This window comes from Hyphomicrobium sp. LHD-15, from assembly GCF_031157355.1.
GTDB lineage: Bacteria > Pseudomonadota > Alphaproteobacteria > Rhizobiales > Hyphomicrobiaceae > Hyphomicrobium_C.
Genome location: NZ_JAVIFT010000001.1, coordinates 502,551 through 523,447 on the forward strand (window position 1 = coordinate 502,551; position 20,897 = coordinate 523,447).

Below are 20,897 nucleotides of genomic sequence, written 5' to 3' on the forward strand. Positions count from 1 at the left end.
TAGGTTGTTACGGGGAGGTTCTTTGGCCTCACCTCGTAGTGACGTTCAGCGCTGCTCCTATTGCGAAGCAGCGGTCGTGACCTCTCCCCGTCGCGACGGGGAGAGGAATAGCGTTCTAGTATTGGTCCTCGAAGCGCTTGGCGAGCTCTTCGATGTTGTCCGGCGGCCAGTTCGGCACTTCCATGCCGAGGTGGAGCCCCATGCCGGCCAGAACTTCCTTGATCTCGTTGAGCGACTTGCGGCCGAAGTTCGGCGTGCGCAACATCTCGGCTTCCGTCTTCTGGATGAGGTCGCCGATGTAGACGATGTTGTCGTTCTTCAGGCAGTTCGCAGAGCGCACCGAGAGCTCGAGTTCGTCGACCTTCTTGAGAAGGGCAGCGTTGAAGGCGAGCTCCGGATGGCGGCTCTCCTCGACGGCCTTCTTCGGCTCTTCGAAGTTGATGAAGACGGCGAGCTGATCCTGCAGGATGCGCGCGGCGAGCGCCACGGCGTCCTCGGCCTTGACCGAGCCGTCGGTCTCGAGCGTCATGGTCAGCTTGTCGTAATCCAGGATCTGGCCTTCGCGCGTGTTCTCGACCTTGTAGGAGACCTTGGTCACGGGCGTGTAGAGGCTGTCGACCGGGATCAGGCCGATCGGCGCGTCATCCGGGCGGTTACGCTCGGCGGCGACGTAGCCCTTGCCCATGTCGGCGGTGAACTCCATGCGGATCGTGGCACCCTGGTCGAGGTGGCAGATCACGTGCTCGGGGTTCAAAACATCGACTTCGGAGCCGGTCTCGATATCGCCAGCCTTGACGGGGCCGGGGCCTTCCTTCTTCAGCACCATGCGCTTCACGCCTTCCGAATGGATGCGGAGCGCAATTTCCTTGATGTTGAGGATGATGCTGGTGACGTCCTCGCGGACGCCCGGAATCGAGGAGAACTCATGCAGCACGCCGTCGATCTGCACGGTCTTGATGGCGGCGCCCTGGAGCGACGACAACAGGACGCGACGGAGCGCGTTGCCGAGGGTCATACCGAAGCCGCGCTCGAGCGGCTCGGCGACGATGGTCGCGGTACGGGTGCGGTCGCGGCCCGGAGTGATCTCGAGCTTCGACGGCTTGATGAGGTCTTGCCAGTTCTTTTGCAGTACGTTCGTCACGGGGGTTCCTCGTAGCGGTTCGGGGTGCCGCCTCGCCGGAGGGCGGCACGCTTCCAACAGAGGATGAGTTCGAGACCGGAGACGGGAGCGTGGCGCCGCTATTCCACCCGTCTTCCGAGACCTGAACTCGCTTGGTCTTAAACGCGGCGGCGCTTGCGCGGGCGGCAGCCATTGTGCGGGATCGGCGTCACGTCGCGGATCGAGGTGATCTGGAAGCCGACAGACTGCAGCGCGCGGAGGGCCGATTCACGACCCGAACCGGGGCCGCACACCTCAACCTCGAGCACCTTCATGCCGTGCTCCATGGCCTTCTTGCCAGCGTCCTCAGCAGCCATCTGGGCGGCGAAGGGGGTCGACTTGCGCGAACCCTTGAAGCCCATGGTGCCCGAAGAAGACCAGGCCAGGGTATTGCCCTGGGCGTCGGTGATGGTGATCATCGTGTTGTTGAACGAGGCATTCACGTGGGCAACGCCGGACGTGATGTTCTTTTTCTCGCGGCGGCGGACCTTCGTACGCCCCTGTGCTTCTTTTGCCATTTGCTCGCAGCTCCTGTTGCCCGCGCCCTGTTACCTGTGCACCGGGCCAATCCGACGGCCATCCAACGACGGCCTGAGTGAGATCGGCCGGCGTGAAGCCGGCCGAATGAATTCGCAAACGCGCTTAGGCCTTCTTCTTGCCGGCGATCGGCTTGGCCGGGCCCTTGCGGGTGCGCGCGTTGGTGTGAGTGCGCTGGCCGCGGACCGGAAGGCCCTTGCGATGGCGGAGGCCGCGATAGCAGCCGAGATCCATCAAGCGCTTGATATTCATGGAAACTTCGCGACGAAGATCACCTTCCACGACGTAATCGCGGTCGATCGCCTCGCGGATCTGGAGGACTTCGGCGTCCGTCAGCTGGTTAACGCGGCGGTCGGCAGGGATGCCAACGCGCTTGCAGATTTCCTCTGCGAACTTCGGGCCGATCCCATGAATGTACTGAAGTGCGATCAGAACGCGCTTCTGCGTCGGGATATTCACACCAGCTATACGAGCCACGTCCGTCTCCTGGAGGCTTCATTGCCGCCTGCATTGCGCGGCGACATCTATCTGTTATTCAACGAAAAAATACGGACAAAACTGATCCGGGCGAATGCCGCCGCACGGACCAATTCCTCCGTTTCATCGTCCTGAAAGCGCGGTGTTGTAGCTTGGTCATAATACTTCGTCAACCTGCGCCTTGTTCTTGTGACATCTTTTCATGCTGTCACGCATCCCCCAGCAGAGCATCGATCTGCCGGGAAACCTCGGAAATGGGAGCCATACCGTCGATCGTCTTCAGCTTGCCCTGGGCAAAATAGTAGCCGATCAGCGGGGACGTCTCCCGGTAGTACGCCATAAGACGCGTTTTCAGCGCCTCGGCGTTATCGTCAGCGCGAACCGTACCGCCGGCCGCGACGGTCTCGCGGGCGCGGTTCTCGATCCGGGATAGCAGGGCCGCGTCATCGACCTTGAGCTCGATCACGGCGTCCAGAATGGTGCCCTTGGAATCGAGAAGCTCGTCGAGGGCGGCCGCCTGCTTCAAAGTGCGCGGAAATCCGTCGAGGATGAAGCCGTTGGCGCAGTCGGGTTCCGAGATGCGGTCGGCGATGATGCCGATCACGATCTCGTCCGACACCAGGCCGCCGCTCTTCATGATGGCTTCGGCCTTGCGGCCAATCTCGGTGCCGGCCTTGACGGCTGCGCGCAGCATGTCGCCGGTGGAGAGCTGGATCAGACCCCGACGCTTGGCAAGAGATTCGGCTTGTGTGCCCTTGCCGGCGCCCGGAGGCCCCAAAAGAATGAGCTTCATCTACGCCCCCGGCCCGTCGCGCCCCTGAGCTTCGCCTTCTTGATCAGGCCTTCATACTGATGGGCCAGCAGATGGCTCTGGATCTGAGCGACCGTATCCATAGTCACGCTAACGGCGATCAGAAGTGAAGTGCCACCAAAGTAGAACGGAACGGCAGCGTAGGAGGTCAGGATTTCGGGCATGACGCAGACAGCGGCCAGGTAGAGCGCGCCGACCACAGTGATGCGGGTCAGGACGTAGTCGATGTATTCGGCCGTTTTCTCACCCGGGCGGATACCCGGCAGGAAGCCGCCGTGCTTGCGCAGGTTGTCGGCAGTGTCCTTCGGATTGAACACGACGGCGGTGTAGAAGAACGCGAAGAAGATGATCAGCGAAATATAGACCGCGAGATAGAGCGGCTGGCCGTGGCCGAGGGAGGCCACGATCGACTGCAGCCACTCCGGTCCGCCGCCCTGGGTCGACGAGAACTGCGCAACGGTGATCGGCAGCAGCAACAGCGACGAGGCGAAGATCGGCGGAATGACGCCCGCGGAGTTGAGCTTCAGCGGCAGATGCGAGGCATCGCCCTGGAACATGCGGTTGCCGACCTGTCGTTTCGGATACTGAATCAACAAGCGGCGCTGCGCGCGCTCGATGAAGACGATGGCGGCGACGACAGCCAGCATCAGCGCCAGAAGGGCGAGCAGCAGGAAGGTCGACAGAGCGCCGGTGCGGGCCATCTCGAACAGTCCGACGATCGCGGACGGCAGGCCGGCCACGATGCCCGCGAAGATGATCAGCGAGATGCCGTTGCCGACGCCGCGCTGCGTAATCTGCTCGCCGAGCCACATCAGGAACATGGTACCGCCGACAAGCGTGATGACCGTCGTCAGGCGGAAGAACCAGCCCGGATCGCCGACGACAGCGCCGGCCTCCGAGCGCGATCCTTCAAGACCGATCGAGATGCCGTAGGCCTGGAAGGCGGCGAGCACGAGCGTGAGATAACGGGTGTACTGGTTGATCTGCTTGCGGCCGGATTCGCCTTCCTTCTTCAGCGCCTCGAGCTTCGGCGAAAGCGAGGTCATGAGCTGAATGATGATCGAGGCGGAGATGTACGGCATGATGTTCAGGGCGAAGATCGCCATACGCTCGACGGCGCCGCCGGCGAACACGTTGAACATGCCGAGAATACCGGACGACTGCGATTTAAAGGCTGCCGCGAAGGCGCCCGCGTCAACACCGGGAATCGGAATGAAGGTGCCGAGACGATAGATGATCAGCGCGCCCAGCGTGAACCAGATGCGGTTCTTCAAGTCCTGCGCCTTGGCGAAGGCGCCGAGATTGAGGTTCGAGGCAAGCTGCTCGGCAGCGGATACCATAGTCGTTCTCTCCCGGCTTCCCGTGAGCCTTAGAGGCTAGCTCTCGTTCTTGACGCGCGTGCACACGCGTTTCGAACGTTCAGGCTCTCGAGCGCATCGCCAAAGTCGTCGCGGCGATGACACTTCTGATCCAAGGTCTTAGACCATAATGGTGTGACCGGCGTGGCCCTTCCATCATGGCTTCGGCCGCTCCTCCCCGGAGCGGCCTCTTATTTGGTGTCTGGGACCCGCCGAGTCGAGCCCCCTCAGGGACCGGGCGGCCTCATCCAGCGGCGTTCCGAGCGTTCGGCGCCGCGGGCGCCGGAGCCGAATGCCACCGGAACCAGCCCTTATTCTTCCGAGCCGCCGGCCGACTTCTTGCCCGTGCCAGCCTTCTTGGCAGCGGACTTCTTCCGCTTTGCCTCGTCGGCAGCCAGAACCTTCTTCTCGATGACGCTGATCGAGCCACCAGCCTTCTCGATCGCCGCCTTGGCGGAAGCCGAGGCATGGTTCACGGTAAGGGCCAGCTTGGCCTTGATCTCGCCGGTGCCGAGCAGGCGCAGGCCATCCTTGGGGCGGCGGAGAACGCCAGCATCCACGAGCGCCGTCACGTCGACCGACTGGCCGGCCTTGAGCTTGCCCTCGTCGACGGCCTTCTGCAGCGCGCCGACGTTGATCTCGTTCCAATCCTTGCGATCGAACTTGTTGAAGCCGCGCTTCGGAAGGCGGCGATGAAGCGGCATCTGACCGCCTTCGAAGCCACCGATGGCGACGCCGGTGCGTGCCGTCTGCCCCTTGCCGCCACGGCCGCCGGTCTTGCCGACGCCGGAGCCGATGCCGCGGCCGATACGCACGCGGAATTTGCGCGCGCCGGGATTATCCTTGATGTCGTTGAGCCGCATGGGACCCCGAGCTCCTTATTCGTCTTTGACTGGAAGCAGTTTCGATCCGGACCAATCCCGGTTCCGACTTGCCTCAGGCCTTGCCTGCCTCGTCGACGACGCGAACGAGGTGAGGGATAGAGTTGATCATGCCGCGCACGGCCGGCGTGTCTTCGAGAACGCGGCGGCGATGCAGCTTGTTCAGGCCGAGACCTTTCAGGGTCTTGGTCTGGATTTCAGGCCGGCGATTTGCGCTCGCAAACTGCTCGACCGTGACCGTCTTCTTGGCTGCCATATCTCGTAACCTTCTCGAATTTCTTGCGCCGGACCTCTGACGGGTCGAGGCTTCAATCGGAATGGCGCGTTACGCCGTCCCGGAAGCCCCTGCCCTATCAGGCTTCAGCGCCGACCTCGGTACCCGAACCATCGCGACGACGCGCGACGATCTCAGACACCTTCTTGTTGCGGCGGGCGGCGACGGAACGGGGATTCTCCTGCTCCTTCAGCGCGTCGAACGTTGCACGCACGACGTTGTACGGGTTGGTCGAGCCGAGCGACTTCGCGACAACGTCGTGAACGCCGAGCATCTCGAACACGGCGCGCATGGCGCCGCCGGCGATGATGCCGGTACCTGCGGGAGCCGAGCGAAGCACGACCTTGCCCGAACCGTGACGGCCTTCGCTGTCATGGTGGAGCGTGCGGGCATCGCGGAGCGGCACGCGCAGCAGGTTGCGGCGTGCAGCTTCGGTTGCCTTGCGGATCGCCTCTGGCACCTCACGGGCCTTACCGTGGCCGAAGCCGACGCGGCCCTTGAGATCGCCGACGACAACGAGGGCCGCAAAGCCGAAGCGCTTACCGCCCTTCACGACCTTCGCAACGCGATTGATGTGGACCAGCTTGTCCGAGAACTCGCTCTCGCGCTCTTCGCGCTCACGATCCCGGCCGCCGCGGTCTCTCGATGATGGACGTGCCACGATTAGATTCCTTTCATCAGAAGCTGAGACCGCCCTCGCGGGCCGCATCTGCGAGCGCCTTGACGCGCCCGTGGTAGAGATAGCCGCCGCGATCGAACACGACCGACGTTACGCCAGCCTTGACAGCGCGCTCGGCGACGAGCTTGCCGATCGCCGCAGCAGCGGCCTTGTCGGCACCCGTCTTGAGGGACGTGCGCAGATCCTTCTCGAGGCTCGAAGCCGCGGCGAGCGTGGTGCCGGCGGCGTCGTCGATGATCTGCGCGTAGATGTGCTTCGACGAGCGGTGAATAGAAAGACGCGGACGCCCGGCTGCGCGGGCCTTCAACGTCCGGCGCACGCGCGCGCGGCGCTTTTCGAATAGGTTGTTTGCATTGGCCATGACGTTGGTCCTACTTCTTCTTGCCTTCCTTGCGGAAGACGTGCTCGCCCTTGAAGCGCACGCCCTTGCCCTGATAGGGCTCCGGCTTGCGCGAGGCGCGGATTTCGGCGGCAACCTGTCCGACGAGCTGCTTGTCGATGCCGGAAACCGTCACGACTTCCTGCTTCGCGCCGCCCACCTTGACTTCGACGCCCGACGGGATGGTGTGGACGACGTCGTGGCTGAAGCCGACCGACAGCGTCAACTGATCCTTGCCCTTCATGGACGCCTTGAAACCGACGCCGTGAATCTCGAGCGTGTGCGTGTAGCCGTCGGTGACGCCGGTGATCAGGTTCTGCACCATCGAGCGGGACATGCCCCACATGGAGCGCGCCTTCTTGGTGTCGTCGTTGAGCGTCAGCTCGATACCCTCGGCGGTCTTCTCGACCTTGATTTCCTCAGGCAGCGTGAAGGAAAGCTCGCCCTTGGCGCCCTTCATTTTGACGGTCTGGCCGTCGACCGTCGCCGTGACGGCGGCGGGAACGGGAACCGGCTTTTTTCCGATGCGTGACATTGTCGTCTTCCTCGGGTCTTGTCCTCGAGATCCCGGCCGGGGCCGGATCCTCAGGCTAGAATACGTTGCAGATGATCTCGCCGCCGACGTTCTCTTCCTTGGCGCGCGAATCCGACATCACGCCCTTCGGCGTGGAGAGGATTGCGACGCCGAGACCGTTGGCAACGCTCTTGAGATCGCGAACCGGCGAATAAACGCGCCGGCCGGGGGTCGACACGCGGCTGATCTCCTTGATCGCCGGCTGACCGTTGAAATACTTCAGCTCGATCTCGAACTCGGGGAGTTCACCCTTCTGCTCGATGCGCGTGTAGCCACGGATGTAGCCTTCCTCGGCGAGAACGTCGAGGACGCGGGCGCGCATGTTGGAAGCGGGCGTCGAGACCTTGGGACGGCGACGGAGCTGCGCATTGCGGATGCGCGTCAGCATATCGCCGATGGGATCGTTTACAGCCATTTGCGTATGCCCTCCTTACCAGCTCGACTTGACCATGCCGGGAATGAGGCCCTGCGAGGCCAGCTCCCGAAGCTGGTTGCGGCACATCTTGAGCTTGCGATAGTTGCCACGGGCGCGGCCCGTGATCTCGCAGCGATTGCGAATCCGCACAGCCGAACCGTTGCGCGGCATCTCGGCGAGCTTCAAACGCGCCGCGAAGCGCTCCTCGGCCGGGCGCTTCAGGTCGTCGGCAATCGCCTTCAGGCGCTTGCGCTTGGCAGCGTGCTGGGCGACCAGCTTGCGGCGCCGGTTGTTCTTTTCGATAGAGCTCGTCTTAGCCATTCATTGTCCTCCAAAGGCCTTTCGGGGTCTGGTCAGCCCGAGGTCCTCTAGCTGCGGAAAGGAAAGTTGAAACCACGAAGCAGCTCGCGCGCCTCGTCATCGGAGTTGGCCGACGTGACAACGATCACGTCGAGACCCCAAACCTGGTCGACCTTGTCATAGTCGATTTCGGGGAACACGATGTGCTCCTTGAGACCGCACGCATAGTTGCCGCGGCCGTCGAAGCTCTTCGGGTTCAGACCGCGGAAGTCCTTCACGCGCGGCAGCGCGATGGTGACGAAGCGATCCAGGAATTCGTACATGCGGTCGCCGCGCAGCGTCACCTTGCAGCCGAGCGTCATGCCCTCGCGGACCTTGAAGGTCGCGATCGACTTGGTCGACTTGGTGAGCAGCGGCTTCTGGCCGGCGATGAGCGCGAGATCGCCAGCAGCGCTGTCGACCTTCTTGCGGTCAGCGGTTGCCTCGCCGACGCCCATGTTGAGCACGACCTTCTCGATCTTCGGAATCTGCATCGGGTTCGCGTAAGCGAACTTTTCCTTCAGCGCGTCGCGAACCACCTTCTCGTAGTGGGTCTTGAGACGCGGCTTGTAGTCGGCAGGACGCGGCTTCCACTCACGCGGAGCGGCTTCAGCCTTCGGCGCCTTGGCGCCCTTGGCTTCCTTACCCGGCTTGCCGGCAGGCGCGGCGCCTGCCTTTGCAGCCTTCTGGGGCTTTTCTTTCTCGGCCATGGCTTAGTTCTTCTCCGGAATGACTTCGCCCGAGCGCTTGGCGAAGCGGACCTTCTTGCCGTCATCGAGGATGCGGAAACCGACGCGGGTCGGCTTGCCGTCCTTGGGATCCTCGAGCGCGAGATTCGAAATCTGGATCGCGGCCTCTTTCGAGATGATGCCGCCTTCCTGCGACGCGGTCTGGCGCTGGTGACGGCGCACGACGTTGACGCCACGGACGAGTGCGCGGTTCTCCTTGGGGCGAACCTCGATCACTTCGCCGCGCTTGCCTTTGTCGCGACCCGTCAAAACGACGACGCTGTCGCCCTTCTTGATCTTAAGCGAGGCCATTACAGCACCTCCGGAGCGAGCGAGACGATCTTCATGTGGTTCTTGGCGCGAAGTTCGCGCGTCACGGGTCCGAAGATGCGCGTGCCGACAGGCTCGCCCTGTGCGTTGATCAGCACGGCGGCGTTGCGATCGAAGCGGATCAGCGAGCCATCCGGGCGGCGAACGCCCTTGGCAACACGCACGATCACGGCCTTCATGACCTGACCCTTCTTGACGCGGCCCTTCGGGATAGCCTCCTTGACGGACACGACAATGGTGTCGCCGATGGTGGCGTACTTGCGCTTCGAGCCGCCCAGTACCTTGATGCACTGAACGCGACGCGCGCCCGAATTGTCAGCGACGTCGAGATTTGTCTCCATCTGGATCATCGCATCGTCTCTCTTCCTGCCGCCTAGTGCGCGGCTTCAATCTTGCTTCGTTCCGGTGCCGGTTCCGCCGTGCGGCCTAGCACCACCCAAAATGTCAGTGCTTCTCGAGCACGACCCAACGCTTCAACTTCGAGATCGGCGCCGACTCCTGGATCTCGACCCGGTCGCCCGTCTTGTGGACGTTCTTCTCGTCGTGAGCGTGATACTTCTTGGTGCGACGCACCGTCTTCTTCAGAAGCGGATGCGTGTAACGGCGTTCCACCTCGACGACAATGGTCTTGTCGTTCTTGTTCGAAACAACCACACCCTGCAGGACGCGCTTCGGCATCGCTCTATCTCCTTACGCGCCAGTCTTCGATTTGGTAGCAGCCTTCGCCGAGGATCCGCCCCGCTTCTGGCCAGCGAGCGTCAGAACCCGCGCGATGTCGCGCCGGACCTGGCGGACGCGCGAGGTGTTCTCGAGCTGGCCGGACGCCTTCTGGAAGCGCAGGTTGAACTGCTCCTTCTTGAGCTTGGCCAACTGATCGTCGAGTTGATCGAGCGACATGCTCCTCAAATCACCCGCTTTCATCGTCGTATTCCTTATCTTTGTCTCTGCGTCGCCGGCCTTAGCCGATGCGCGTCACAATGCGTGTCTTGATGCCGAGCTTGGCCGCGCCGAGCAGCAGGGCTTCACGGGCGACCTGGTCGGGCACGCCGTCCAGCTCGAACATGATGCGACCCGGCTTCACGCGCGAGACCCAGAGCTCGATGCCACCCTTGCCCGAACCCATTCGAACTTCGGCCGGCTTCTTCGTCACCGGAACGTCCGGGAAGATGCGGATCCAGACGCGGCCAGCACGCTTCATGTGACGCGTGATGGCGCGGCGGGCAGCCTCGATCTGACGTGCGGTTACGCGCTCGGGCTCGACAGCCTTGAGGCCATGCGATCCGAAGTTCAGCGTGGTGCCGCCCTTCGCAGCGCCGTGGATACGGCCTTTGAACTGCTTGCGGAACTTAGTCTTCTTAGGTTGCAGCATCGTCCGGTTCCTTCACAGCCTTGAATCAGGCCGTCTCCTGTCCTTCTTTGCCTGCATCGGCGGCGCCACCGCGCGGTCCACGGGGACCACGACGTTCGCGACGCTCGCCGCCATCCTCGCGGCGCGGACGGCCGCCGGTGCCGTCGCCGGCCCCTTCGGTTGCGCGACGCTCGGATGCCATCGGGTCGTGCTCCATGAGCTCGCCCTTGAAGATCCAGACCTTGATGCCGATGACGCCATAGGCGGTCTGGGCAACGCCGTAGCCGAAGTCGATGTCGGCGCGGAGCGTATGCAGCGGCACGCGGCCTTCGCGATACCACTCGGTACGGGCGATTTCGGCGCCGCCAAGACGACCGGCGACGTTGATACGGATGCCGACAGCGCCAGCACGCAGCGCGGTCTGCACGGCGCGTTTCATGGCGCGACGGAAAGCAACGCGGCGCTCGAGCTGCTGGGCGATGTTCTCGGCGACCAGCGTGGCGTCGATGTCCGGCTTACGGATCTCGAGAAGGTTCAGGTGAACCTCGGACGAGGTGTAGCGCGCGAGTTCGCTGCGCAGCTTCTCGATGTCGGCGCCCTTCTTGCCGATCAGAACGCCGGGGCGTGCCGTGTGAACGGTGACGCGGCACTTCTTGTGCGGGCGCTCGATGACGACCTTGGCGATGCCGGCCACGCGCTGCTGCTTCATGATGTGAGCGCGGATCGCGCGGTCCTCATGCAGCAGCTTGCCGTACTCACCGCGACGGGCGAACCAGCGGCTGTCCCAGGTGCGGTTGATGCCGACGCGGAGGCCGATCGGATTGACTTTATGACCCATTACTCGGCCTCCTTCTGAGCCGCAGCAACCTTCGACTTGCCGCCGGTCTTGGCGGCCTTCGCCTTCGGCGCGGCTTTGCCCTTCTTGGGCGCCTCAGCCTCGGCTTCCGTCTCGCGGACCACGACGGTGATCTGCGAGAACGGCTTCATGATCGAGAAGCCACGACCGCGACCGCGGGCCGCGAAGCGCTTCATCACGAGGTTCTTGCCGACATACGCCTCAGCGACGATCAACGAGTTGACGTCGAGCTGATGGTTGTTCTCGGCGTTCGCAACGGCGCTCATCACGACCTTGCGGACGTCCTGGGCGATCCGCTTCCTCGAGAACTCGAGGTCGGCCAGCGCCTTGTCGACCTTCTTGCCGCGGATCAGACCCGCAACGAGGTTCAACTTCTGCGGCGAAACGCGAAGGTTCTTCGCGATCGCACGTGCCTCTTTGTCGGAGAGGCTCCTTTCCCGGCTCGGCTTGCCCATTATCTCTTCACCGCTGCTTTCTTGTCGCCGCCATGGCCATGAAACGCACGCGTCGGCGAGAACTCACCGAGCTTGTGTCCAATCATGTCCTCGGTGACGTTGACCGGAATGTGCTTCTGGCCGTTGTAAACACCGAACGTCAGCCCGACGAACTGAGGAAGGATCGTCGAGCGACGGCTCCAGGTCTTGATGACCTCATTGCGGCCCGACGCGCGTACCTTCTCAGCCTTCTTGAGAATGTAGCCGTCGACGAACGGGCCTTTCCAAACTGCGCGTGTCACTCTCGTATCTCCTTCAATCGTCTGCTCGACTGCGCCTAATTATTTGCTCTTCGAGCGGCTTCTGACGATGAACTTGTCGGTCTGCTTATTCTTGCGGGTCTTGAAGCCCTTGGTCGGCTTGCCCCACGGCGTCGCCCAGTGCTTACCACCCTTGGTACGGCCACCGTTCGGATGGTCGATCGGGTTCATGGCGATCGAGCGGACCGTCGGACGGTTGCCCTTCCAGCGCGTGCGGCCGGCCTTGCCGGTCACTTCGTTGGTGTGATCCGGGTTCGAAACGGCGCCAACCGAAGCAATGCACTCGGCGCGAACCTTCCGGGTTTCGCCAGAGTTGAGCTTCAGAACGGCCCAGCCCGAGTCACGGCCAACGAGCTGCACGAATGCACCCGCCGAGCGTGCGATCTGACCACCGCCACCCGGCTTCAGCTCGACGTTGTGAACGATCGTGCCGATCGGCATTGCGGCCAGCGGCATGGCGTTGCCCGGCTTCACGTCGACCTTGGCGCCGGAGACAACCTGATCACCGACAGCCAAGCGCTGCGGCGCAAGGATGTAGGACAGATGGCCGTCCGCGTACTTGATCAGCGCGATGAACGCGGTGCGGTTCGGATCGTACTCGAGGCGCTCGACGGTCGCGACGATGTCGTGCTTCCGGCGACGGAAGTCGATCAGCCGGTACGACTGCTTGTGCCCGCCGCCGATGTGGCGCGTGGTGATCCGGCCGTCGCTGTTGCGGCCGCCGGTCTTGCGCTTGCCCTCAGTCAGGATCTTGACCGGGCTACCCTTGAAAAGGTGGCTGCGATCAACCTGGACCAGGTGACGGAGACCCGGAGATGTCGGACGGTATGTCTTCAGTGCCATTGGTTTGGCGCTCCCTTAAAGGCCGGTCGTGACGTCGATCGAGTGGCCTTCCTCGAGCGTCACGATGGCCTTCTTCACGTCGCTGAGCTGGGCGCGGATGCCGCGGAACGTGCGGCGCTTGCCCTTGCGCACCAGAGTGTTCACAGCCTTGACCTTCACATTGAAGAGGATCTCGACCGCGGACTTGATGTCGGTTTTGTTGGCGCCCGAAGCGACCTTGAAGATCACCTGGTTCGCCTCGGATACCTGCGTCGCCTTCTCGGTGATGACCGGAGAGAGGATGACGTCGTATGCCTTGAGCTTGTTCATCACTTCGTCTCCGCGGCTTTGGCCTTCACGTCGGCGAAGCGCACATCGAGCGCCTCGACGGCGGCCTTGGTGAGCACAAGCTTGTGGCGGCGAAGAATGTCATAGACGTTGATGCCGGCGATCGGCAGCACGTCGATGTGCGGAATGTTGCGTGCCGCGCGGGCAAACGCATCATCCAGCGCTGCGCCGTCGATGATCAGCGCGTTCTTCCAGCCCAGTGTCGCGAACTGCTTCTTCAGCGCGCCCGTCTTGCCGTCCTTCGAATCCGCCGCGTCGATAACGACGATGTCGCCTGCCTTCGCCTTCGCCGAAAGGGCGTGACGGAGCGCGAGCGCGCGGAACTTCTTGGTCAGGTCGATGGCATGGCTACGGGGCTTCGGACCGAACGCCTTGCCGCCGCCGCGCCACTGCGGAACCGACTTGTCGCCGTGACGGGCGCCGCCGGTTCCCTTCTGCTTGTACATCTTCTTGCCCGTGACCGAAACTTCCGAACGGTCCTGGGCGTGGTGCGTGCCGGCCATGCGCTTCAGCTGCTGCCAGCGCACCATGCGATGCAGGATGTCGCTGCGCGGCTCGAGGCCGTAAATGGCGTCAGCGAGCTCGATCTCGCCGGCTTTCTTGCTCTCGAGCGTGGTGACGGTGGCTTTCATCACGCCTTCTCCTTGCTTGCCGGCTTGAAGGCGCCGGGGGTCGGCGCTTCGGCGTGCGGCTTCTTCTTGACTGCGTCGCGAACGACGACCCAGCCGCCCTTGGAACCGGGGACTGCGCCGCGGATCATCAGGAGACCGCGCTCGACGTCGATCTTGGCCACGACGAGGTTCTGCGTGGTGACGCGCTCATCGCCGAGGTGACCGGCCATCTTCTTGCCCTTGAACACCTTGCCGGGGTCCTGGCGCTGACCGGTCGAGCCGTGCGAGCGATGCACGACGGAGACGCCGTGCGTGGCGCGCAGACCACCGAAGTTCCAGCGCTTCATCGCGCCCTGGAAGCCCTTACCCTGGCTGGTGCCCGTCACGTCGACGAACTGGCCGGGGACGAAGTGGTCTGCCGTGATTTCGGCGCCCACCTCGATCAGGTTCTCCGGGCTCACGCGGAACTCAGCAAGCTTGCGCTTGGGCTCGACGTTCGCCACGGCGAAGCCGCCGCGGTCGGACTTGGTCAGCCGCGCGGGCTTGCGGGTGCCAGCACCCACCTGAATCGCAGTGTAGCCATGCTTGTCGGTGGTGCGCTGAGACAGGACCTGAAGCTTCTCGAGCTTCAGAACCGTCACGGGCACATGCTCACCTGCATCCGTGAAGATGCGGGTCATGCCGACTTTCTGTGCAATCACTCCGGAACGCATTTGTTCGCATTCCTTCCTTTTTTTCGCGGCCGTCACCGGGCGAGCCCGGCCAGCTGCGCATCCTCTAGAGCTTGATTTCCACGTCCACGCCCGCCGCCAGGTCGAGCTTCATCAGCGCGTCGACCGTCTGCGGAGTGGGATCCACGATGTCCAACATGCGCTTGTGCGTGCGCATCTCGAACTGCTCGCGGCTCTTCTTGTCGATGTGCGGAGAGCGATTGACAGTGAAGCGCTCGATACGAGTGGGCAACGGGATCGGACCCCGAACCTCCGCGCCGGTACGCTTCGCCGTGTTCACGATCTCCCGCGTCGACGCATCGAGGATTCGATGGTCGAACGCTTTCAATCGGATGCGGATGTTTTGGCCGTTCATTGTCTCGAACCCGCTAAATGAGGAGAAGCGCTCTTCATGTCGGCGTTGCCGCCGCCCTCCCGAGCGCCTCTCTTCGTGTGCTACTCAATGATCTTGGTGACGACGCCGGCGCCGACGGTGCGGCCACCTTCGCGGATCGCGAAGCGGACCTTCTCTTCCATCGCGATCGGCGCGACGAGCTCGACATCAACCGCGATGTTGTCGCCCGGCATAACCATCTCCGTGCCTTCCGGCAGCGTCACGACGCCAGTGACGTCGGTCGTGCGGAAGTAGAACTGGGGACGGTAGTTGGTGAAGAACGGCGTGTGACGGCCGCCTTCTTCCTTGGTGAGGATGTAGGCCTCAGCCTTGAACTTCTTGTGCGGCTTCACGGAGCCCGGCTTGGCCAGAACCTGGCCACGCTCGACGGCGTCCTTGTCGATACCGCGCAGGAGGCAGCCGACGTTGTCGCCAGCCTCGCCCTGATCGAGCAGCTTGCGGAACATTTCGACGCCGGTGACGATCGACTTCTTGGTGTCGGCCAGGCCGACGATCTCGATTTCTTCGCCGACCTTGATGAGGCCGCGCTCGATACGGCCGGTGACGACGGTGCCGCGACCCGAGATCGAGAACACGTCTTCGATCGGCATCAGGAACGGCTGATCCTTCGGGCGCTCGGGGAGCGGGATGTAGGTGTCGAGAGCTTCGAAGAGCTTGAGGATAGCGCCGTCGGCCAGATCGCCCTTCTCGCCGAGGAGAGCCTTGATCGCCGCGCCGCGGATGACGGGAACGTCATCGCCCGGGAACTGGTACTTCGAGAGAAGCTCGCGGACTTCCATCTCGACGAGGTCGAGGAGCTCGGCGTCATCAACGATGTCGCACTTGTTGAGGAACACGACGACGTAAGGAACGCCGACCTGACGGGCAAGCAGGATGTGCTCGCGGGTCTGCGGCATCGGGCCGTCGACGGCCGACACGACGAGGATAGCGCCGTCCATCTGAGCAGCGCCGGTGATCATGTTCTTGACGAAGTCGGCGTGGCCCGGGCAGTCGACGTGGGCGTAGTGGCGGTTCTCGGTCGCGTACTCGACGTGCGAGGTGGCGATCGTGATGATCTTCGAAGCGTCGCGGCGACCCTGGGAAGCGGATGCCTTCGCAACGTCGTCGTACGAGACGAACGAGTTCGACCAGCCCTTGTCGGTCGAAACCTTGGTCAGCGCTGCTGTCAGCGTGGTCTTGCCGTGGTCGACGTGACCGATGGTGCCGACGTTGACGTGCGGCTTGTTACGCTCGAATTTCGCTTTGGCCATCGTAGGCTCTCCTTAAGCTCGTTCTCATCTTGCCCGGATCAAACCGGATCTCTTTGCCTTCGTCAGGGCCCCATCAGGGGCCGCCGCCTCAGGCGTATTTCGCCTTAACTTCGTCTGCCACGTTGCGCGGCACGTCTGCGTAGTGCGCGAACTGCATGGTGTAGGAGGCGCGCCCCGTCGACATAGACCGGAGCTGGCTCACATAACCGAACATGTTCGCGAGCGGAACGTAGGCCCGAATGACCGTTGCGTTGCCGCGCATTTCCTGGGTGCGGATCTGGCCGCGCCGGGAGTTGATGTCGCCGATGACGGAGCCGACGAAATCGCCCGGCGTCACCACCTCGACGTCCATGATCGGCTCGAGGATCTTGACGCCGCCCTTCTCGCAACCTTCCTTCATGGCTGCGCGGGTGGCGATTTCGAACGCGATCGCAGAAGAGTCAACCTCGTGGAAGGCGCCGTCGTGCAGCGTCACCTTCATATCGACAAGCGGGAAGCCGATCAGCACGCCGTTGTCCCAGACCGACTTGACGCCCTTTTCGACGCCCGGAATGTACTCGCGCGGCACGGTGCCGCCGACGATGGTGCTCTCGAACACGTTGCCCTTGCCGGTCTCGTTCGGCTCGAGCTTCAGCTTCACGCGGGCGAACTGGCCGGTGCCGCCGGTCTGCTTCTTGTGCGTGTAGTCAATGTCGGCCGGACGAGCCAGCGTCTCACGATAAGCAACCTGCGGAGCGCCGACGTTGGCTTCCACGCCGTAGGTGCGCTTCAGAATGTCGACCTTGATGTCGAGATGAAGCTCGCCCATGCCCTTGAGGATGGTCTCGCCGCTCTCCTGATCGACGGAGACGCGGAAGGACGGATCTTCGACGGCCATGGTGTTGAGGGCGATCGCCATCTTCTCCTGGTCGGCCTTGGTCTTGGGCTCGATCTTGAGGTTGATGACGGGCTCCGGGAACTCCATCTTCTCGAGGATCACCGGCTTATTAGGATCGCACAGCGTCTCGCCGGTGCGGATGTCCTTCATGCCCTGCAGCGCGACGATGTCGCCAGCGAAAGCTTCCTTAATCTCCTCGCGGTCGGCGGCGTGCATGAGATACATGCGGCCAGCGCGCTCCTTCTTGTCGCGCGAGGTGTTGGCAAGCGCCATGCCCTGCTCGAGCTTGCCCGAGTAGATGCGGCAGAAGGTGATCGAGCCGACGTGCTCGAAGCTCATGATCTTGAAGGCGATCATGGCGAGGGGATCGCTGTCGGACGGACGGCGCGGGCTCTCATCGCCGGTCTTCGGGTCGATGCCCCTGTAAGCCTCGCGATCGAGCGGGCTCGGCAGGAAATCGACCACGGCGTCGAGAAGCGTCTGGACGCCCTTGTTCTTGAACGCCGAGCCGCACAGCATCGGATAGAAGGCGCGGGTGACGGTAGCCTTGCGGATCAGCTTCCTGATCGTGTCCTCGTCCGGCTCCTTGCCCTCGAGGTAGGCTTCCATGGCCGCATCGTCCATCTCGACGGCGGCTTCGATCATGGCGGCGCGGAATTCGTTGGCCTTGTCGACGAGATCGGCGGGGATTTCACCCTCGATCATCTTCGCGTCCTTGCCATCGCCTTCCCAGATCACCGACTTCATCTTGATGAGGTCGACGATGCCCTTGAAGTTCGCCTCGGCGCCGATCGGAATCTGCAGCGGCACGGCTCGCGCGCCGAGCTTGTCCTTGATGTCGGCGAGGCACATGTAGAAGTCGGCGCCGGTCTTATCCATCTTGTTGGAGAAGATGATGCGCGGAACGTTGTACTTATCGCCCTGGCGCCAGACGGTCTCGGTCTGCGGCTCGACGCCCTGGTTGGAATCGAGAACGCACACGGCGCCGTCGAGCACGCGCAGCGAACGCTCGACCTCGATGGTGAAGTCGACGTGGCCAGGAGTGTCGATGATGTTCAGGCGACGCTTCTTGTTGTCACGACCGACCCAGAAGCAGGTGGTCGCAGCCGACGTGATCGTGATGCCGCGCTCAGCTTCCTGCTCCATGAAGTCCATGGTCGCGGCGCCGTCATGGACTTCGCCGATCTTGTAGGACTTGCCGGTGTAATAGAGGATCCGCTCGGTCGTAGTCGTCTTGCCAGCATCAATGTGAGCCATGATGCCGAAGTTGCGGTAGTCCTCAATGGCGTATTGCCGGGCCATCTGTCTTTTCCTTCGCGCTTCGGTTGCTTCGTCCTCAGGAGCCAAACTCCGCTTGGACGCAACCGCGCTAAATCCTGTGTGCTACCAGCGGTAGTGAGAGAACGCCCGGTTGGCGTCCGCCATCTTGTGAGTGTCTTCACGCTTCTTCACGGCCGTGCCGCGGTTCGAAGCTGCGTCGAGCAATTCGCCCGACAGACGCTCGACCATCGTGTTCTCGTTACGGCCGCGCGCAGCAGTGATGATCCAGCGGATCGCGAGTGCCTGACGGCGCTCAGAACGAACTTCGACCGGAACCTGATAGGTTGCGCCGCCAACGCGCCGCGAGCGGACTTCAACCGCCGGCATGACGTTGTCGAGGGCCTGATGGAACATGGCGATCGGGTCCGCCTTCGCCTTCTGCTCCATGCGCTCGAGAGCACCATAAACGATGCGCTCGGCCACCGACTTCTTGCCGTCCGACATCACCGCATTCATGAACTTGGTGATGACCAAGTCGGAATACTTCGGATCCGGATTGACTTCGCGCTTCTCTGCACTGTGGCGACGGGACATATCGTCTTCCTGTCTCTCAATCTTTCCGGCTCACACCCGGGCGAGCCACCTGAAACTCCGAGATCCCGATCTCGCCGCGTCTCAGGCGGCTCGTCCGGGATACTCCGCGAAAAGACCTACTTCGGCCTCTTCGCACCGTACTTCGAACGACGCTGCTTGCGGTTCGCGACGCCCTGGGTGTCGAGAACGCCGCGCAGAATGTGATAACGAACGCCGGGCAAGTCCTTGACGCGGCCGCCGCGGATCAGGACCACGGAGTGCTCCTGAAGGTTATGGCCTTCGCCCGGAATGTAACCGATGACTTCGAAGCCGTTGGTCAGGCGGATCTTGGCGACCTTACGGAGTGCTGAGTTCGGCTTCTTCGGCGTCGTCGTGTACACACGGGTGCAGACGCCACGCTTCTGCGGGCACGCTTCCATGTGGCGCGACTTCTCGCGATAGACCTTCGGATTCCGGGGTTTCCGGATCAGCTGTTGTATCGTCGGCATAAAACGCCCCGCTTCTCGTTCGGCTCTTGTTTGTTTCGACAATCCTGTGATTGCCGCCTTTGGTTCGTCCCAGCGCAGCGCGTCCATGACAACGCATGCGCCAAACGAAACCTGCCGAGCCCCGGAGCCCCGGAGCCTGGCACGGAAAAAACCAGAGGATCCTCCGGCTTGCCTTTCGGCTCGCCAGCGATCTTGGTCCGAAAATGTCCTCTGCTTTTGGACGGCAGCGTTTAGGACCAAAGCGCCGCGACGGCGCAGAAACGGCCTACCACCTACCGTGAGAGTGGCGTTCCTATATACATTTGCGGATTCCCGGTCAACACCTTGTGGCGATTGGATCGAAAGAAGTGATGCCGGTATTCGCCCGATCAAGGTTTTTTGGGACCTTTTCGTAAGATCCCAGGCGCCGCCGCAGTCCATCGTTTATCATAGGAATGTCGCTTTTACCGCCCATTTCTGGGGGGTTTCGGGCTTCACCCACAGCCTGGTCCATCACGCTCGCCGAGACGCAGGAAAAATCCGGTGTCGTCGATCGAATTTATCGGCACGGAGGGCGAAGATGCCGCCTTTTCTTAACATCTCCACGCTCGGCAACTTCAAGGGATCGAGTCTCTCGGGGCCCAATCTCTGGCATTCCGCGCTGCTGATCGCGGGATTCGTGGTGCTGATTGCGATTCCGACAGTTCTGCTGTGGGGCGCCATGGGCGCTTTGGCCGCGCTCCTCCTGACCGCGATCATTTGCCCGCTGGCCGCCCGCATGCCGCCGGAGGCCCTGATGCGGCTTTACCAGGCGACACGCGTTCCGCGCGACGACAGCCAGCTTTCAAGCCTTGTCGACGTGCTGGCTTACCGCGCTGAGTTGCCCGCACGGCCTGAGCTTTATGTCGTTCCGAGCCTGACGCTCAACGCATTCGCGGCCGGATCTCGGAACCATTCCGCCATCGCGGTTACCGAAGGATTACTCAGACGGCTTTCGCTCCCGGAAACGGCTGGCGTGCTCGCCCACGAGATGGCTCACATCCGCAACAACGACCTCCTGGTCATGGGGCTTGCGGACGTGATGACGCGCGTTTTGCAGCTCTTGAGCTACGCCGCGCTTGGGCTCGCGCTGTTCAACGTTTTCGCGATCGTACGCGACGAAGAAACCATCTCCTGGTGGGCGGTGCTGCTGCTCTACCTAGCGCCTGCGCTGTCGAGCCTGCTGCAGCTTGGGCTGTCGCGGGCGCGCGAATTCAAGGCCGATGCCGATGCGGCGGCCCTCACGGGCGACGCGGCCTCACTCGCTTCGGCGCTGCGCCGTCTCGAAACCTACACCGGCCATTTCTGGGAAGATCTGATGTTTCCGGTTCCCGCCCGGCGGGTGCCGAATCCGTCGCTTTTACGGTCACATCCCGACACCGAAGACCGTGTTCACCGCCTCATGGCTCTCGCCACCGCGGCACCTCAAGGTGCTGCGCCCGAGCACACACCGCTTGTGATCGTCGAGCAGCCGATGTTTTCGCTCGTTGGCTACGGGCCGGGCGACATGCGGCCTCGTTACCGATGGCCGGGCCTCTGGTTCTGAGCCGCGAGCCGTGTTTTCGGCCGGGGATGTGACGGCCGAGGCCATTGCGGGCGCGCGCT

At 62.8% G+C, this 20,897-nt stretch carries 31 protein-coding genes; 1 reads left to right on the plus strand and 30 read right to left on the minus strand.

The features are described 5' to 3' along the window. Positions 1 to 115 precede the first annotated feature (115 nt). From RCO24_RS02310 to rpsL, 30 genes are all read right to left on the minus strand, one after another. Positions 116 to 1,141 carry a DNA-directed RNA polymerase subunit alpha gene (locus RCO24_RS02310; protein WP_308959780.1) on the minus strand — a complete coding sequence of 342 codons (1,026 nt, stop codon included), beginning with the start codon at positions 1,139 to 1,141 and terminating at the stop codon, positions 116 to 118. Positions 1,142 to 1,278: 137 nt separating this feature from the next. Then, positions 1,279 to 1,677, minus strand: a complete 399-nt coding sequence (gene rpsK, locus RCO24_RS02315) for a 30S ribosomal protein S11 (RefSeq protein ID WP_020087346.1) — start codon at positions 1,675 to 1,677, stop codon at positions 1,279 to 1,281. Between the two features lie 124 nt (positions 1,678 to 1,801). Continuing rightward, a complete protein-coding gene (rpsM, locus tag RCO24_RS02320; protein WP_308959781.1) occupies positions 1,802 to 2,173 on the minus strand; it encodes a 30S ribosomal protein S13 in 372 nt (123 codons plus the stop codon). A 208-nt stretch (positions 2,174 to 2,381) separates the two neighbouring features. Beyond that, positions 2,382 to 2,966, minus strand: a complete 585-nt coding sequence (locus tag RCO24_RS02325; RefSeq protein WP_308959782.1) for an adenylate kinase — start codon at positions 2,964 to 2,966, stop codon at positions 2,382 to 2,384. Further along, entirely contained in the window at positions 2,963 to 4,324 is a 1,362-nt protein-coding gene (gene secY, locus RCO24_RS02330; protein ID WP_308959784.1) for a preprotein translocase subunit SecY, read from the minus strand. Before secY ends, RCO24_RS02325 begins: the two co-directional genes overlap by 4 nt. A 329-nt stretch (positions 4,325 to 4,653) precedes the next feature. Then, complete coding sequence (gene rplO, locus RCO24_RS02335; protein WP_308959785.1) at positions 4,654 to 5,205, minus strand: 50S ribosomal protein L15; 552 nt, start codon at positions 5,203 to 5,205, stop codon at positions 4,654 to 4,656. A gap of 73 nt (positions 5,206 to 5,278) precedes the next feature. Continuing rightward, positions 5,279 to 5,479, minus strand: coding sequence for a 50S ribosomal protein L30 (rpmD, locus tag RCO24_RS02340; RefSeq protein WP_308959787.1), 201 nt, complete (start codon positions 5,477 to 5,479; stop codon positions 5,279 to 5,281). A gap of 97 nt (positions 5,480 to 5,576) precedes the next feature. Further along, positions 5,577 to 6,158, minus strand: a complete 582-nt coding sequence (rpsE, locus tag RCO24_RS02345; RefSeq protein ID WP_308959789.1) for a 30S ribosomal protein S5 — start codon at positions 6,156 to 6,158, stop codon at positions 5,577 to 5,579. A 16-nt stretch (positions 6,159 to 6,174) separates the two neighbouring features. Continuing rightward, positions 6,175 to 6,537, minus strand: a complete 363-nt coding sequence (gene rplR, locus RCO24_RS02350) for a 50S ribosomal protein L18 (protein ID WP_308959790.1) — start codon at positions 6,535 to 6,537, stop codon at positions 6,175 to 6,177. Positions 6,538 to 6,547: 10 nt separating this feature from the next. Then, entirely contained in the window at positions 6,548 to 7,090 is a 543-nt protein-coding gene (rplF, locus tag RCO24_RS02355; protein WP_308959792.1) for a 50S ribosomal protein L6, read from the minus strand. Between the two features lie 55 nt (positions 7,091 to 7,145). Next, positions 7,146 to 7,544 carry a 30S ribosomal protein S8 gene (rpsH, locus tag RCO24_RS02360; RefSeq protein WP_308959793.1) on the minus strand — a complete coding sequence of 133 codons (399 nt, stop codon included), beginning with the start codon at positions 7,542 to 7,544 and terminating at the stop codon, positions 7,146 to 7,148. A gap of 15 nt (positions 7,545 to 7,559) precedes the next feature. Further along, positions 7,560 to 7,865 carry a 30S ribosomal protein S14 gene (rpsN, locus tag RCO24_RS02365; protein ID WP_295559826.1) on the minus strand — a complete coding sequence of 102 codons (306 nt, stop codon included), beginning with the start codon at positions 7,863 to 7,865 and terminating at the stop codon, positions 7,560 to 7,562. 47 nt (positions 7,866 to 7,912) lie between these two features. Further along, positions 7,913 to 8,593: a 50S ribosomal protein L5 gene (gene rplE, locus RCO24_RS02370; protein ID WP_308959794.1), complete on the minus strand. Its 681-nt coding sequence runs from the start codon at positions 8,591 to 8,593 to the stop codon at positions 7,913 to 7,915. A gap of 3 nt (positions 8,594 to 8,596) precedes the next feature. Beyond that, on the minus strand, positions 8,597 to 8,923 hold the full coding sequence (rplX, locus tag RCO24_RS02375) for a 50S ribosomal protein L24 (protein ID WP_308959795.1): 327 nt from the start codon (positions 8,921 to 8,923) through the stop codon (positions 8,597 to 8,599). Continuing rightward, positions 8,923 to 9,291, minus strand: a complete 369-nt coding sequence (rplN, locus tag RCO24_RS02380) for a 50S ribosomal protein L14 (RefSeq protein ID WP_291148831.1) — start codon at positions 9,289 to 9,291, stop codon at positions 8,923 to 8,925. Before rplN ends, rplX begins: the two co-directional genes overlap by 1 nt. 94 nt (positions 9,292 to 9,385) lie before the next feature. Next, positions 9,386 to 9,619 (minus strand): 30S ribosomal protein S17, encoded by a 234-nt coding sequence (rpsQ, locus tag RCO24_RS02385; RefSeq protein WP_308959797.1) that lies wholly within the window; start codon positions 9,617 to 9,619, stop codon positions 9,386 to 9,388. Positions 9,620 to 9,631: 12 nt separating this feature from the next. Next, positions 9,632 to 9,862: a 50S ribosomal protein L29 gene (gene rpmC / locus RCO24_RS02390; protein ID WP_308959798.1), complete on the minus strand. Its 231-nt coding sequence runs from the start codon at positions 9,860 to 9,862 to the stop codon at positions 9,632 to 9,634. Positions 9,863 to 9,899: 37 nt separating this feature from the next. Next, entirely contained in the window at positions 9,900 to 10,310 is a 411-nt protein-coding gene (rplP, locus tag RCO24_RS02395; protein ID WP_308959799.1) for a 50S ribosomal protein L16, read from the minus strand. A gap of 25 nt (positions 10,311 to 10,335) precedes the next feature. Continuing rightward, entirely contained in the window at positions 10,336 to 11,127 is a 792-nt protein-coding gene (gene rpsC / locus RCO24_RS02400) for a 30S ribosomal protein S3 (RefSeq protein ID WP_308959800.1), read from the minus strand. Next, the gene (gene rplV, locus RCO24_RS02405; RefSeq protein ID WP_308959801.1) at positions 11,127 to 11,600 is read right to left on the minus strand and encodes a 50S ribosomal protein L22; all 474 of its coding nucleotides are present in this window, start codon (positions 11,598 to 11,600) and stop codon (positions 11,127 to 11,129) included. Before rplV ends, rpsC begins: the two co-directional genes overlap by 1 nt. Next, positions 11,600 to 11,881 carry a 30S ribosomal protein S19 gene (gene rpsS, locus RCO24_RS02410; protein ID WP_308959803.1) on the minus strand — a complete coding sequence of 94 codons (282 nt, stop codon included), beginning with the start codon at positions 11,879 to 11,881 and terminating at the stop codon, positions 11,600 to 11,602. Before rpsS ends, rplV begins: the two co-directional genes overlap by 1 nt. A gap of 39 nt (positions 11,882 to 11,920) precedes the next feature. Continuing rightward, a complete protein-coding gene (gene rplB, locus RCO24_RS02415; protein ID WP_308959805.1) occupies positions 11,921 to 12,742 on the minus strand; it encodes a 50S ribosomal protein L2 in 822 nt (273 codons plus the stop codon). 15 nt (positions 12,743 to 12,757) lie between these two features. Next, on the minus strand, positions 12,758 to 13,051 hold the full coding sequence (locus RCO24_RS02420) for a 50S ribosomal protein L23 (protein ID WP_291148851.1): 294 nt from the start codon (positions 13,049 to 13,051) through the stop codon (positions 12,758 to 12,760). Next, on the minus strand, positions 13,051 to 13,701 hold the full coding sequence (gene rplD, locus RCO24_RS02425; RefSeq protein ID WP_308959807.1) for a 50S ribosomal protein L4: 651 nt from the start codon (positions 13,699 to 13,701) through the stop codon (positions 13,051 to 13,053). Before rplD ends, RCO24_RS02420 begins: the two co-directional genes overlap by 1 nt. Then, entirely contained in the window at positions 13,701 to 14,393 is a 693-nt protein-coding gene (gene rplC / locus RCO24_RS02430; RefSeq protein WP_308959808.1) for a 50S ribosomal protein L3, read from the minus strand. Before rplC ends, rplD begins: the two co-directional genes overlap by 1 nt. A gap of 64 nt (positions 14,394 to 14,457) precedes the next feature. Beyond that, the gene (gene rpsJ / locus RCO24_RS02435) at positions 14,458 to 14,766 is read right to left on the minus strand and encodes a 30S ribosomal protein S10 (RefSeq protein WP_020087370.1); all 309 of its coding nucleotides are present in this window, start codon (positions 14,764 to 14,766) and stop codon (positions 14,458 to 14,460) included. Between the two features lie 80 nt (positions 14,767 to 14,846). Continuing rightward, a complete protein-coding gene (tuf, locus tag RCO24_RS02440) occupies positions 14,847 to 16,055 on the minus strand; it encodes an elongation factor Tu (RefSeq protein WP_308959809.1) in 1,209 nt (402 codons plus the stop codon). An 88-nt stretch (positions 16,056 to 16,143) separates the two neighbouring features. Beyond that, positions 16,144 to 18,234: an elongation factor G gene (fusA, locus tag RCO24_RS02445; RefSeq protein WP_308959810.1), complete on the minus strand. Its 2,091-nt coding sequence runs from the start codon at positions 18,232 to 18,234 to the stop codon at positions 16,144 to 16,146. An 81-nt stretch (positions 18,235 to 18,315) separates the two neighbouring features. Further along, entirely contained in the window at positions 18,316 to 18,786 is a 471-nt protein-coding gene (gene rpsG / locus RCO24_RS02450; protein ID WP_308959811.1) for a 30S ribosomal protein S7, read from the minus strand. A gap of 116 nt (positions 18,787 to 18,902) precedes the next feature. Further along, positions 18,903 to 19,274, minus strand: a complete 372-nt coding sequence (gene rpsL, locus RCO24_RS02455; protein WP_020087374.1) for a 30S ribosomal protein S12 — start codon at positions 19,272 to 19,274, stop codon at positions 18,903 to 18,905. A 559-nt stretch (positions 19,275 to 19,833) separates the two neighbouring features. Here rpsL and RCO24_RS02460 point away from each other — a divergent pair. Beyond that, entirely contained in the window at positions 19,834 to 20,838 is a 1,005-nt protein-coding gene (locus tag RCO24_RS02460) for a zinc metalloprotease HtpX (protein ID WP_308959812.1), read from the plus strand. Positions 20,839 to 20,897: the final 59 nt, after the last annotated feature.